Annotated in this window: 12 protein-coding genes; 8 read left to right on the forward strand and 4 right to left on the reverse strand. The window is 40.0% G+C overall.

Features of this window, described 5'->3' with window-relative positions; genetic code table 11:
• Window positions 1–6: 6 nt before the first annotated feature.
• Window positions 7–303 carry a hypothetical protein gene (locus FB379_RS09815; RefSeq protein ID WP_422386928.1) on the reverse strand — a complete coding sequence of 99 codons (297 nt, stop codon included), beginning with the start codon at window positions 301–303 and terminating at the stop codon, window positions 7–9.
• 172 nt (window positions 304–475) lie between these two features.
• Between FB379_RS09815 and FB379_RS09820 the strand changes: the two genes are divergently transcribed.
• From FB379_RS09820 to FB379_RS09840, 5 genes are all read left to right on the forward strand, one after another.
• Window positions 476–1681, forward strand: a complete 1206-nt coding sequence (locus FB379_RS09820) for an argininosuccinate synthase (RefSeq protein WP_063387384.1) — start codon at window positions 476–478, stop codon at window positions 1679–1681.
• The gene (argH, locus tag FB379_RS09825; RefSeq protein WP_066247830.1) at window positions 1678–3048 is read left to right on the forward strand and encodes an argininosuccinate lyase; all 1371 of its coding nucleotides are present in this window, start codon (window positions 1678–1680) and stop codon (window positions 3046–3048) included. Before FB379_RS09820 ends, argH begins: the two co-directional genes overlap by 4 nt.
• Window positions 3049–3277: 229 nt before the next feature.
• Complete coding sequence (locus tag FB379_RS09830; RefSeq protein ID WP_063387386.1) at window positions 3278–4039, forward strand: SDR family oxidoreductase; 762 nt, start codon at window positions 3278–3280, stop codon at window positions 4037–4039.
• Window positions 4040–4108: 69 nt separating this feature from the next.
• Entirely contained in the window at window positions 4109–4789 is a 681-nt protein-coding gene (locus tag FB379_RS09835; RefSeq protein WP_144597842.1) for a metal-dependent hydrolase, read from the forward strand.
• Window positions 4790–4931: 142 nt separating this feature from the next.
• Window positions 4932–6251, forward strand: coding sequence for a CBS domain-containing protein (locus tag FB379_RS09840; protein WP_066247825.1), 1320 nt, complete (start codon window positions 4932–4934; stop codon window positions 6249–6251).
• 47 nt (window positions 6252–6298) lie between these two features.
• On the opposite strand, the gene FB379_RS09845 is transcribed toward FB379_RS09840, so the two are convergent.
• On the reverse strand, window positions 6299–6598 hold the full coding sequence (locus FB379_RS09845; protein WP_063387389.1) for a YtpI family protein: 300 nt from the start codon (window positions 6596–6598) through the stop codon (window positions 6299–6301).
• An 88-nt stretch (window positions 6599–6686) separates the two neighbouring features.
• Between FB379_RS09845 and FB379_RS09850 the strand changes: the two genes are divergently transcribed.
• Window positions 6687–7625: a DHH family phosphoesterase gene (locus FB379_RS09850; RefSeq protein WP_144597843.1), complete on the forward strand. Its 939-nt coding sequence runs from the start codon at window positions 6687–6689 to the stop codon at window positions 7623–7625.
• A gap of 46 nt (window positions 7626–7671) precedes the next feature.
• Here FB379_RS09850 and ytrI read toward each other — a convergent pair whose 3' ends face one another.
• A complete protein-coding gene (ytrI, locus tag FB379_RS09855) occupies window positions 7672–8175 on the reverse strand; it encodes a sporulation membrane protein YtrI (RefSeq protein ID WP_066247820.1) in 504 nt (167 codons plus the stop codon).
• Complete coding sequence (gene ytrH / locus FB379_RS09860; RefSeq protein ID WP_063387392.1) at window positions 8172–8510, reverse strand: sporulation membrane protein YtrH; 339 nt, start codon at window positions 8508–8510, stop codon at window positions 8172–8174. The genes ytrI and ytrH overlap by 4 nt, the downstream gene beginning before the upstream one ends.
• Window positions 8511–8723: 213 nt before the next feature.
• Between ytrH and dnaE the strand changes: the two genes are divergently transcribed.
• Window positions 8724–12062 (forward strand): DNA polymerase III subunit alpha, encoded by a 3339-nt coding sequence (dnaE, locus tag FB379_RS09865; protein ID WP_144597844.1) that lies wholly within the window; start codon window positions 8724–8726, stop codon window positions 12060–12062.
• Window positions 12063–12169: 107 nt separating this feature from the next.
• Window positions 12170–13402, forward strand: coding sequence for an NADP-dependent malic enzyme (ystJ, locus tag FB379_RS09870; protein ID WP_066247817.1), 1233 nt, complete (start codon window positions 12170–12172; stop codon window positions 13400–13402).
• Window positions 13403–13553 lie beyond the last annotated feature (151 nt).

Genomic DNA, 13553 nt, shown 5'->3' on the forward strand with positions numbered 1-13553 from the left:
AATTTCTCAAGCTTTTGTTATATGCGGATCAATCCGGTACCAAAGCCATAAATCATTGATGATGGAAGCAATCTCACTGATTTCTTCATTTAGTCTGCACGAAAGATCAAAATCCTCTTCGTCATTCAACTGCTCTTGCTTTTTATTTATTATCGCTTCTAAATGTTTAATGCGGTCAGGGATTTGTCCACGTATACATTCCCAATCCGATAAAATTTGCTGTTGAACCTCATTTGGATATTCCTCCCAATGCTTGCTGAATGCAGGAAGAGGAATCCCCAATCTTTCGTTATATTCAAACATTTCCATTCCTCCATTTTTTATTATGCAAATTATATCATAAACAAATAATGCTTTTTTAAAAAAACTATTGAAAAAAGTCAGCAAAACTGTTACATTTTTAATTAATGATTGCATTTTTATGAATAAAAAAGTATTTTTATTCATTTTGTATACATCGGAGAGGAGAATGAACATGTCAAAACCAAAAGTAGTATTGGCCTATTCTGGAGGTTTAGATACATCTGTCGCCATCAAGTGGCTGCAAGAAAAAGGATACGACGTCGTTGCCTGCTGTCTGGACGTTGGGGAAGGGAAGGATTTAGAGTTTATTAAAGAAAAAGCACTAAAAGTCGGTGCTGTACAATCTTATATTATAGATGCGAAAAAAGAGTTTGCGGAAGAATATGCGTTGATCGCCCTTCAGGCACACACCCTTTATGAAGGTAAATATCCTCTTGTTTCCGCTCTTTCAAGACCGCTCATTGCCAAAAAATTAGTGGAAATAGCGGAAAAGACCGGCGCTGTCGCAGTTGCTCACGGTTGTACCGGAAAAGGAAACGACCAAGTGCGCTTTGAAGTTTCCATAAAAGCGTTAAATCCTGAGCTGGAGGTTTTGGCACCTGTTCGGGAATGGAAATGGTCGCGTGAAGAGGAAATTGAATATGCGAAACAGCATGACATTCCAATTCCGATTGATCTGGACAGCCCATATTCCATCGATCAAAACTTATGGGGAAGAAGCAATGAATGCGGAGTTTTAGAAGATCCATGGGCTGCACCGCCTGAGGATGCCTATGAACTGACTTCTTCCATTGAAAATGCACCGGATGAAGCGGACATCATCGAAATTGAATTTGAACAAGGCGTACCGGTAGCAGTGAACGGTCAAAGAATGCAGTTAGATGAACTAATTTTGAAGCTGAATGCGCTCGCTGGAAAACATGGCGTCGGCAGAATCGATCATGTGGAAAACAGACTTGTCGGCATTAAATCGCGCGAAGTGTACGAATGCCCTGCGGCTATGACATTGATCAAAGCGCATAAAGAATTGGAAGATTTAACACAGGTTAAAGAAGTAGCGCATTTTAAACCGCTGATCGAACAAAAGCTTGCCGAGCTTATTTACAACGGTCTTTGGTTCTCTCCGCTGAAAAGCGCATTGGAAGCATTTTTGAAAGAAACTCAAAAATATGTAACAGGGACAGTGCGCGTAAAATTGTATAAAGGGCACGCAATTGTTGAAGGAAGAAAATCTCCGTACTCGCTTTATGATGAAAAGCTGGCCACCTACACGCAAGAAGATTCATTTGATCATGAAGCAGCAGTCGGCTTTATTAAACTGTTCGGCCTTCCAACAGCGGTGAACAGCATCGTGAAAAACAAGAAGGTGACAATATGAAAAAACTTTGGGGCGGCCGTTTTCAAAAGACGCCCGAAGCATGGGTCGACGAATTCAATGCGTCGATCACGTTTGACAAACAGCTCGTAGAGGAAGACATTCAAGGGAGCCTCGCCCATGTTAAAATGCTTGCCAAGTGCGGCATTTTAACAAAAGAGGAAGGAGAAGCGATTGAAAAAGGGCTGCACCGTCTTTTGGAAAAAGCAAAAAATGGGGAGCTTGAATACTCCGTTCAATATGAAGATATTCATTTAAACATTGAAAAAATGTTAATAGATGAAATCGGACCGATCGGCGGAAAGCTGCATACATCAAGAAGCCGCAACGACCAAGTGGCGACCGATATGCATCTATACTTAAAAAAACATGTTGAAGCCATTGTGGAACTGATCAGAGAATTGCAAAAAGCGCTTGTAAACAAAGCTGAACAGCATATTGAGACAATTTTGCCGGGATATACACATTTGCAGCGGGCGCAGCCGATTTCATTCGCCCATCATTTATTGGCTTATTTTTGGATGCTTGAGCGTGACAAATCTAGATTTACAGAGTCTTTGAAACGGATTAATATCAGTCCGCTTGGCGCTGCCGCATTAGCTGGGACAACCTTTCCGATTGACCGGAAATATACGGCTGAGCTTTTAGGCTTCGATGAAGTTTATTTAAACAGCCTGGATGCGGTGAGCGACAGGGATTTTATTGTTGAATTTATGAGCAACAGCTCGCTGTTGATGATTCATCTCTCAAGATTTTGCGAAGAATTAATTTTATGGTGCTCGCAGGAATTCCAGTTCGTTGAAATGGATGACGCTTATTCGACCGGCAGCAGCATCATGCCACAAAAGAAAAATCCGGATATGGCGGAATTAATTCGAGGGAAGAGCGGCCGCGTCGTCGGCAATCTCGTCGGTTTGCTTACGGTTTTAAAAGGTCTCCCTCTTGCCTATAACAAAGACTTGCAGGAAGATAAAGAGGGCATGTTCGATACTGTAAAAACAGTAGAGGGCTGTTTGCAAATTATGACGGGAATGATCGAAACGCTGAAAGTAAATAAAGAGCAGATGGAAAAATCGGTGAAGCAGGATTTTTCAAACGCTACTGAACTCGCTGACTATTTGGCGAAAAAAGGTCTTCCTTTCCGCGAAGCTCATGAAGTAGTCGGAAAACTTGTATATAAATGCATTCAAAAAGGAATCTATTTACTTGACTTGCCATTAGAAGAGTATAAGGAAGCATCCTCTCTGTTTGAAAATGATGTATATGAAGTTCTGAACCCATACGAAGCGGTCAACAAACGAAACAGCTTAGGTGGAACCGGATTTAAGGAAGTAAAGGAGCAAATCAATAAAGCAAAGGCGATTATATAAATCCAACTCCATTTGTTTTAATTGAATCAAGACCTTCAATGAAAAATCGGTCTTCTGCGCATAAGCTGAAACAGGCGGGTACTCATTGTGCCCGCTTTTTTGTATGGAAAGGCCGCCTTGCACTTGCATTCCAACCTCTTGCTGATAAAAATCGTGGAAGCTATTCCGTTTTTGCATTTTAAAAAATTATTGTAAAATGATTGTAGTAAATAAAGGGAGGAATTGATGGGTGCGCCATGCAATTGTTACGGCAGGCTCAAGAGGTCTTGGAAGAAAGGTGACCGAATTATTTTTGGAAAAGGGGTACAGCGTGACGGTCAGTTATCACAATAATCAAACAGGAGTTGAACAACTGCAGGAAAAATATGCTTCTATGCGCGACCGTTTGCTGTTTATACGATGTGATGTGACGAAAAAGGAAGATTTAATTCGGCTGATTGATCAAACTTATCAGTGCTTTGGCCGTATTGACTGTTTAGTTAATAATGCGGGTCCGTATATATTTGAGAGGAAAAAGCTTGCTGATTATTCTGATCAGGAATGGTATGAAATGATTGAAGGAAATTTAAGCTCGGTGTTTCATTTAGTGAAACGAACAATCCCGATTATGAGGAAACAAAAGTATGGCCGAATCATTACCTACGGCTTCCAAGGTGCCGGGGATGCTTCAGGCTGGCTTCACCGCTCGGCGTTCAGCGCGGCTAAGACCGGACTAGTCTCTTTGACAAAAACGATTGCTATTGAAGAGGCGGAAAACGGCATCACAGCAAATATGGTTTGTCCAGGAAACATTACGGCGGAAATGAAAGAGGCGACCATTGAAGAAGCTAGAAAACATATTGACGTGAACACGCCGATTGGAAGATCAGGTACAGGGGAAGATATCGCAAGAATTATAACCTTTTTGTGCGATGAACAGTCAGATTTTATTACAGGCGCCATAATTGAAGCGACGGGAGCCGCTAATGTCATTCATCGATTTCATCAATAACGATAAAACGTTTTCAAAAGCATAAGTTTCCAGTAAAATGAAAGTAGATTCAAAAAGGAGGGGTTTTTTATGAAGGTTTCCTTTCACGGTCATTCCATCGTTCAAATTGAAACAAATGGGAAAAACATTATCATTGATCCGTTCATTAATGGGAACGGGCAAACCGATTTGAAGGTAGAAGATGTGAAAGCAGATGTCATTTTGTTGACACACGGCCATAATGATCATGTAGGGGATACGGTTGAGATTGCAAAAAGAAATGATTCGTTAGTCGTGGCGATTGCAGAGCTGGCTACATACTTGAGCTGGAAAGGGATTAAAACCCATGGAATGAGCATCGGGGGAGCATATGAGTTTGAGTTTGGAAAAGTAAAGCTGACTCAGGCTTTCCATGGCTCCAGCTATACGGAAGATAACCAAAACATTGTGTATACTGGCATGCCAGCAGGAATTTTGTTGACAACTGAGGACAAAACGATTTATCATGCAGGCGATACAGCATTGTTTTCTGATATGAAATTAATTGGAGAACGCAATGAAATTGATTTAGCCTTTTTGCCGATTGGCGATAATTATACAATGGGGCCGGAGGATGCTCTTACAGCAGCAGAATGGATTCGAGCTAAAAAAGTCGTGCCGATTCATTACAACACGTTCCCAGTGATCCAGCAAAACCCTGAAGATTTTGTTTCCAAGCTTCCAGACGGTGTCGGTCTCCTATTGAAACCAGGAGAAACAATCGAACTGTGAGATTGTTGATGGACGGCTTTTAGCCGTTCATTTTACGTATTATGAGTTCCAAGCATTTGTTTGTTAAACAGTAAATTTTAGGAAAAAATAAGTAAATGTTTGAAGAATTTGCCAATCGTGTAACTTAAAAGGAGGGAAGAAATTGGCGACAAAGCATGAACAAATTTTGAACTATATTGAGTCTCTGCCCGTCGGAGATAAAATTTCTGTCAGACAAATTGCCAAAGTTATGAATGTCAGTGAAGGAACTGCCTATCGTGCGATTAAAGATGCGGAAAATAAAGGCTTTGTCAGCACAATCGAAAGGGTCGGCACCATTCGAATTGAAAAAAAGAAAAAAGACAATATTGAAAAGCTGACATTTGCGGAGGTTGTCAATATTGTCGACGGACAAGTGTTAGGCGGCAGGGCCGGTCTTCATAAAACATTAAATAAATTCGTTATCGGCGCCATGAAATTGGAAGCGATGATGAGATATACAGGTGCTGGAAACTTGCTCATTGTCGGCAACAGGACAAAAGCTCAGCAGTCGGCTTTGGAAGCAGGTGCCGCCGTTTTAATAACCGGGGGATTTGACACAGATGATTATGTAAAAAAACTGGCGGATGAGCTCGAGCTCCCGATAATATCAACTAGCTACGATACTTTTACAGTGGCTACGATGATAAACAGAGCGATATATGACCAGCTGATCAAAAAGGAAATCGTGTTAGTGGAAGACATTTTGACCCCATTAGAAAAAACTGTCACGTTAACCCCGAATGATCCGATTGAACGCTGGTTTGAATACAACCGGCAAACTGGACACGGACGATTCCCGGTCATTGATCAAGGTTTGAAGGTTGTTGGAATTGTCACGGCAAAGGATATTATGACGTCAGATCGAAAAACATCCATTGAAAAAGTGATGACAAAAAGCCCGATAACCGTTACAGGAAAAACATCTGTCGCTTCAGCTGCGCAAATAATGGTTTGGGAAGGAATTGAAGTATTGCCTGTTGTGGACGGAAACGGCCGCCTATCAGGTATGATTTCCAGACAGGACGTTTTAAAGGCTCTCCATTCAATTGAACGGCAGCCGCACACAGGTGAAAAAATTGATGACATCATCACGAGGCAGATGATCAATCTTTCTGATGAAGCAAAAGAATCAAACATTTTTAAATGTGAAGTAACACCGCAAATGACAAACCAGTTCGGTACCATTTCATACGGTGCCTTCACAACTCTAGTTACAGAAGCGGCCAATTATCATTTGAGACAGAAAAAGAAAGGCGAGCTTGTCGTTGAGAATATGACGATTTATTTTTTGAAACCTGTTCAAATGGAAAGTATGATTGAAATTCATCCGAAAATATTAGACGTGGGTCGAAAATTCGGGAAAATTGATGTGGAAGTATTCCACGAAAACACTTTAGTCGGCAAAGCTATGTTAATGGTGCAAATCATGGATCGTAATTAAAAAAAGACTGTCTGAAAAATAAGGACAGTCTCTCCCATATAATTTTCTTAGCGGGCATTTTCGCTTTCTTTGATTGCCAAAGGCAAATAATATTTGTAAGCTTTATATCCTGCCCAAATGCTCAGACAACCTGTTATAATAAAAACAACACCGACGATGAGCGCAACAGTGGATCGGTTTAAAAACATTTGGTTTAATCCGAAAAAGAAGACAAACAATCCTAGAGAAATGCTAGATTTAGATGAAATCCAGCTTCTTTCCATCGGACGTTTCGTGCGAAAATATTTGATTTTGTAAAAAACATAAAAAGATAAAGAAATGACCGTTAGGATAGCTAAAACAGGCATGATGTCAACCTCCATCTAAGTATCGTATATCATTTTACCATTAGTAAATGATGAAATAAAACATTTATGATGATAAAGGAGAGCTGAAATGAAACAACAGATTTTAAATGAAATAAAAGCATTCGATACGATTATTATACATAGACATGTCCGGCCGGATCCTGATGCATACGGTTCTCAGTGCGGGCTTGCGGAATTGTTAAAAGAATCGTTTCCTGAAAAAAACATATATGTAGTCGGCAACGATGAGCCTTCTTTAACGTTTTTATACAAAATGGATGAAATTCAAGATGACGTCTATCAAGAAGCGCTCGTCATCGTATGTGACACAGCTAACCAAGAACGAATTTGCGATCAAAGATATGATAAAGGGAAAAAATTGATCAAAATCGATCATCATCCAAATGAAGATCCTTATGGAGATATAGTCTGGGTAGACACATCTGCCAGCTCTGTCAGCGAAATGATTTATGAATTTTATCTATTTGGCAAAGATCAAGGCTTAACGTTATCGAAAAAAGCAGCCAGTCTCATTTATGCCGGAATTGTTGGGGATACAGGAAGATTTTTGTTTTCAAATACGACGAAAAAAACGTTCCAATATGCAAGCGAGATTATAGACTATGGGTTTTCATTTACGCAAATATACGACGAAATGTATAAAACGAAACTTAATGTGGCGAAGCTGAACGGTTACGTCCTGCAAAATTTTGTTTTGACTGATTCAGGGGCCGCTTATATAAAGCTTCCAAAAGAACTATTGGACGAATACCGCGTCACTCCTTCCGAAGCTTCACAGCTCGTCGGTGCTTTAGGAAATATTGAAGGGATCAAGGCGTGGGTGCTGTTTGTCGAGGAAAACAACGAAATTCGGGTCAGATTCCGCTCGAAGGGAATCGTGATCAATGAGCTTGCAAAACGCTTTAAAGGCGGAGGCCATCCGCTTGCGGCCGGAGCTACGATCGACAGCTGGGAAACTGCGGATCTAATCATTCAAGAGCTGGTCGCTTTATGTAAAGCATCTTAAGGAGGGCGCTTTTTCCCTCCTCATAATAGGAGAAAAGTTGCCATTATTATTTGCTCAATTTCAATTCTACTTCAACAATAATGGTCGGTGTAATGACAAGCTCCACGACAGTAGCGTTGTATTCTTTGTCATCTATTTTATATTTTCTATTTTCAATCGTTTTGGCAATTAAATGCCTTGTTTTCACAACACTGTCAATATCTTTTGCAATTAAATCAGCTAAATCGTTTTTGATCGTATTTTCAATCGAATATTTCATTAATTCATCCAGCTTATATTTTTCCGCATTTTTAATTTCGATTTTGACATCCTGTACAGTCAATAATTCTAAGTTTCTCTTATTTAGCTCTTTGTAATCCCTCTGCCAAATTTGAATGTCATTTTTTAATTGTTCGATCGTTTCTTGCTGCGTTGAAATGATTTTTACTTGTTTTTCTTGGTAATAGCCAAAGGAATATAGAAAAAACCCCCAGCTAATAAGAGCTCCTACGGCAACTCCGGCAAAAAAACGCTGCCATGAAGGCTTTTTATAATAAGGCGGGATTCTCATTGCGAAACATGCTCCTGTGTGAACCAAGAGATTAAGAGCCAGCCTGTTTGAGAACCACCCATGGCGGAAATGATTAACAAAATCTGTTTCACAATGTCCTTTGTCGCTCCTTCAAAAATCCCTCGTTCAAAGCTGTAAAACGCATCAAACGTCCCTCCAATAGCTGCAACAAGAGCCCAAATTTTCAATTTGTTTGCCATTCTGAAAATGGAGGTGAGAGGAGCATCGCCTGTAATATATGCGCCAATACCGCCGATTAACGAGCCGCCGAAAATGACTCCTAACGCAATAAAATACACTTTAATAAAGGTTGCAATAAAAGTATCTGTTTCCATTGAGCTTCCACCATCCTTTCTTCCGTTCATTGGTGAAATATGATTATAATAAACTTGCTAAATAGCCGGTTTCAGCAAGCAGTGAAAAGGCTTGTTTTATTCTCTTTCTTTATATGTATATGGATGGGAAGATAAAAGTATGAAGTTTGTCTTTCATTGAAAACAATGACTATAATTGTTTTAAGAAATCATTGAAAAAAGGTGGGGTCTTCATTGCCTTTTGTTCACCTACAAGTGAAGAGCGCCTATAGTTTGCTGACTAGTGCTGCGGGATTGGACAAGCTTGTCCGCTATGCGAAAAAAACTGGTCAAACAGCTCTAGCCTTGACAGACCATCATGTCATGTATGGAGCGCTCTCTTTTTATAAAATTTGTAAAGAACACGGGATTAAACCGATTTTCGGTTTAACTGCTACCGTTATCATAAAAAACGAACCGTATCCTTTTGTTTTGCTTGCTAAAAATAACAGCGGATACCGCAATTTGCTTAAATTAAGCAGTTTGCTGCAAACAAAGTTTCCGAAAGGACTTCCGCTTTCTTTTTTTAAACAATACAGCAGGGATCTTTTTGTGATCACACCTGGCAGACAAGGCTTGATTGAGCAGCTGCTTATAAACGGACAGATTGCAGAGGCAGGAAAAGCGGTGGAGTTTTTTCAAAGCATGCTCGATCCCAATTCTTTTTACATATCCTTACAAAATCACGGCTTGCCGGAAGAGCAGCAATTAAATGAAAAAATTGCGGAGCTGAGAGAAACGATCAAAGTTCCGATTGTCGCAACGAACGATGTTTTATATGTTGAAAAGGATGATGCATTTGCACACCGCTGTTTGCTGGCGATTAAAGACGGAACGACTGTAGAAGAACAAGACGCAGCGTTTGCTTGCGAATATTATTTAAAATCCCCGGCGGAAATGATAAACAATTTCGCGAACTTTCCTGATTCCATTGAGAATACTGTTCGGATCGCCTCCGAATGCCATGTTGAAATAGAATTAGGCAAAACAAAATTGCCTAAATACCCCTTTTCTGGAGGATTGAGCAGCGATGATTTTCTTGAACAGCTGTGCTTTGAAGGATTAAGAAAAAAAGTAACATCCCCTTCGGACGAGTATGTCAAAAGGCTTTCGTATGAGCTGTCTGTTATAAAAAAAATGAATTTTAGCGATTATTTTTTAATCGTTTGGGATTTTATGAAATACGCGCATGAAAAAGGTATTGTAACCGGTCCAGGCCGCGGTTCAGCAGCCGGCTCTTTAGTGGCATATGTACTAGATATTACGAATGTAGATCCAATTCGCTATAATCTATTGTTTGAGCGTTTTTTAAATCCTGAACGTGTTTCTATGCCAGATATCGATATTGATTTTCCGGATACAAGACGGGATGAAATGATTGAATATGTTGCGCGAAAATACGGAAAAGGGCATGTGGCTCAAATCATCACTTTCGGTACTTTTGCGGCCAAAGCTGCTATTCGAGATGTGGCAAAAGCGCTTGGAGCTTCGAATAAAGAGGTGGATGTGCTCGCAAAGCACATACCTTCAAAGCTTGGAATTACTTTAAGAGAAGCATTTGAACAATCGGCAGCATTTCGAAACATCCTTCATTCAATGGAAAAAGGAAAGGAAATTTTTGAAACGGCTTTAAAGCTGGAAGGCTTGCCACGCCATGTATCGACGCATGCTGCGGGAGTGGTGCTAAGCGATTATCCGCTGACTGAAGTCATTCCGATTCAAAATGGTCATCACAATATATATTTAACACAATATTCAATGGATTTTTTAGAAGAAATCGGGCTGTTGAAAATCGATTTTTTAGGTCTGCGAAATTTAACGTTAATAGAAGATATCAAACGTTTAATTGAACGTTACGAGGGAACAAAGCTCTCTGTTCACTTTACAAATTATGATGATGAAAAAACGTTTTCCCTTTTATCGGAAGGAAATACGACAGGTGTGTTCCAATTTGAGTCAGAAGGAATGAGGAAAGTTTTACAAAAGCTAAAACCTACTAATTTGGAAGATTTGGTTGCGGTTAATGCTTTGTATCGTCCAGGACCGATGGAAAACATTCCTGTCTATATCGAACGGAAGCACGGCCGGATGCCGGTAGAATATTTGCATAAAGATTTGCAGCCTATTTTAGAAAAGACATACGGAGTCATTGTGTATCAAGAGCAAATAATGGAAATCGCAGCGAAAATGGCCGGTTTTTCGTTAGGGGAAGCAGACCTGTTGAGACGAGCCGTCGGCAAAAAAATTAAAACGATTTTGGATGAAAACAGAAATCGCTTTATTATAGGTTGTTTAAAAAAAGGATACGACGAAAAAACCGCGAATAAAGTATACGATCTCATTGTTAAATTTGCCAACTACGGTTTTAACCGCAGCCACGCTGTTGCCTACAGCATGATTGCCTATCAGCTTGCTTATTTAAAAGCCCACTATCCTTTATATTTTATGGCTGCGTTAATGTCGAGCATCGGAGGAAATCAAGAAAAATTAGCGCAATATGTTCGAGAAGCTTCAGAAATGGGAATTACAATCCTGCCGCCGTCCATTCATAAAAGCGGTTTTTCTTTTTTAGTGGAAAACGGATCTATCCGATTCGGACTTGCCTCGATTAAAAATGTTGGCATTGCCGCCATGAAAGAAATTGCAAAGGAAAGAAAAAAGAAGCCTTTTGAAGATTTGTTTGATTTTTGTATCAGGATGTCTTCAAAGGCAGTCAATCGCCGAACAATAGAAGCGCTCATTTTTTCTGGTGCGATGGATGATTTTGGGCAAGATCGGGCAACGTTGCTTGCTAGTATTGATGTTGCGCTCGAGCATGCAGAATTGTTCAAAATGGATGAAAAAGAGCAAATCGTTTTTCCGCTTGACGATCTTGCTGCGATTAAACCAAAGTATGTGGAAGTGGAACCGTTCACCATTGAAGAAAAATTAAAATTCGAAAAGGAAACATTAGGATTTTATTTATCAAGCCATCCGATTCAGCCTTACGATTCGGTTTTGAAGCAGCTGGGGGCAGTTCGATTAATGGATTTATCGCAATGGATTGAAAAAAAAGTTCATGTGGGCGCGTATGTGACGAACGTAAAGGCAATTCGCACAAAAAGCGGCCAGGCGATGGCTTTTCTCAATATAAGCGATCAAAGCGGGGATGTAGAAGCGGTCTTGTTTCCTAATGAATACGCAAAGTTCAGCGGAAAAATAAAGAAAGGGAATGTATATTTGTTGACCGGAAAACCGGAAATTAGAAATGAACATGTTCAATATATAATTCAAGACGTAAAAGACATCTCGGAATTTAAACGGCAGCGTGCTTTATTTTTAAAAATTGCAGATGAAGCATCAGAGAAACAAAAGCTTCTCGAAATAAAAAAAGTATTGCAGGATTATCCAGGCAGCATACCTGTATTTATTTACCATGAACGAAAAAAGAAAGCGGTCAAGCTTCCCGAAACATTTGGTGTACAACCGTCTGAACAATGTTTGAATCGATTGCGGGCATTGCTCGGAGAAAGGAATGTCGCCTTGAGAGAATAAACATGTCTTTTTCTTTACAACGGATTGCATGTATAATATTTTAGAAATATCTAAAAAGTGGTCTTTCCATTTTGACGATTATCCATGTTGTTAAGGAGTGATAAAGGTTGTCATTAAGAGAAGAAGCATTACATATTCATAGTGTTCAGAAGGGAAAACTTGAAACAAAATCAAAAATTCCGGTAAGAAATGCAAAAGATTTAAGTTTAGCATACTCTCCTGGAGTGGCTGAGCCGTGCAAGGCAATTTATGATGATAAAAGCAAAGTGTATGAGTATACGATGAAGGGGAATATGGTGGCGGTTGTCTCTGATGGAACAGCCGTTTTAGGGCTTGGAAACATCGGACCGGAGGCAGCTCTCCCTGTCATGGAAGGAAAAGCTGTTTTATTTAAAAGCTTTGCAGGTGTCGATGCGTTTCCGATTTGTATAGATACGACAGATGTGGAAAAAATTATTGAGACAGTAAAGCTTCTTGAGCCGACTTTTGGCGGCATAAACTTGGAAGATATTGCCGCACCAAATTGCTTCGAAATTGAAGAGCGTTTAAAAAAGGAAACGAACATTCCGATTTTCCATGACGATCAACACGGAACCGCCATTGTAACTGTCGCTGGTTTATTAAATGCATTGAAGCTGGTCGGCAAAGAGATGTCAAATATTAAAGTTGTCGCAAACGGAGCAGGAGCGGCTGGAATAGCTATTATAAAATTATTATATCGCTATGGTGTTCGTGACATTATTTTGTGCGATTCAAAAGGAGCCATTTTCGATGGACGCCCTTACGGAATGAACAGCATAAAAGCTGAAGTGGCTAAATATACAAATCATGATCGCTTAGAGGGCTCTTTGGCCGATGTAATCGAAGGAGCGGATGTTTTTATCGGTGTGTCAGTCGCAGGAGCACTAACAAAAGAAATGGTAAAATTAATGGCGGATAATCCGATCATTTTCGCTATGGCCAATCCAGATCCGGAAATTATGCCTGACGATGCGAAAGAAGCTGGAGCAAAAGTCATTGGAACAGGACGTTCAGATTTCCCTAACCAGGTGAATAACGTTTTAGCATTTCCAGGGATTTTCCGTGGAGCATTGGATGTAAGAGCAACACATATAAATGAACAGATGAAAATGGCTGCTGCTGAAGCGATTGCTTCTCTTATTAAGGAAGATGAGCTTCGTCCAGATTATGTTATTCCGGCGCCGTTTGATCCAAGGGTTGCACCATGTGTTGCTGCAGCTGTTGCGAAAACGGCAATGGAAACAGGTGTTGCACGCATAAAAGTAGATCCGGAAGAAGTTGCGGAAAAAACAAGAAAGCTTGCTATTATTGGAAAATAAAAGCGGCTACAAATGGCGAAAGAATGAGAAACCTCTCTTCTCTGCTGTTGGGAGAAAGAAAAATATGATATATTTATAATATTTGAATACCTCTCAAAAGATATAGGAAGAAGATCCGGAAGATTTAAGATTGATTGAAGGTGTCATCCCT

Origin of the sequence: Aeribacillus composti (assembly GCF_007827555.1) — a bacterium.
GTDB lineage: Bacteria > Bacillota > Bacilli > Bacillales > Aeribacillaceae > Aeribacillus > Aeribacillus composti.

Coding starts and splice junctions, on each gene's coding strand:
- FB379_RS09815 (WP_422386928.1), bottom strand. CDS start 303: ATGTTTGAATATAACGAAAGATTGGGGATTCCTCTTCCTGCATTCAGC.
- FB379_RS09820 (WP_063387384.1), top strand. CDS start 476: ATGTCAAAACCAAAAGTAGTATTGGCCTATTCTGGAGGTTTAGATACA.
- argH (WP_066247830.1), top strand. CDS start 1,678: ATGAAAAAACTTTGGGGCGGCCGTTTTCAAAAGACGCCCGAAGCATGG.
- FB379_RS09835 (WP_144597842.1), top strand. CDS start 4,109: ATGAAGGTTTCCTTTCACGGTCATTCCATCGTTCAAATTGAAACAAAT.
- FB379_RS09845 (WP_063387389.1), bottom strand. CDS start 6,598: ATGCCTGTTTTAGCTATCCTAACGGTCATTTCTTTATCTTTTTATGTT.
- FB379_RS09850 (WP_144597843.1), top strand. CDS start 6,687: ATGAAACAACAGATTTTAAATGAAATAAAAGCATTCGATACGATTATT.
- ytrI (WP_066247820.1), bottom strand. CDS start 8,175: ATGAGAATCCCGCCTTATTATAAAAAGCCTTCATGGCAGCGTTTTTTT.
- ytrH (WP_063387392.1), bottom strand. CDS start 8,510: ATGGAAACAGATACTTTTATTGCAACCTTTATTAAAGTGTATTTTATT.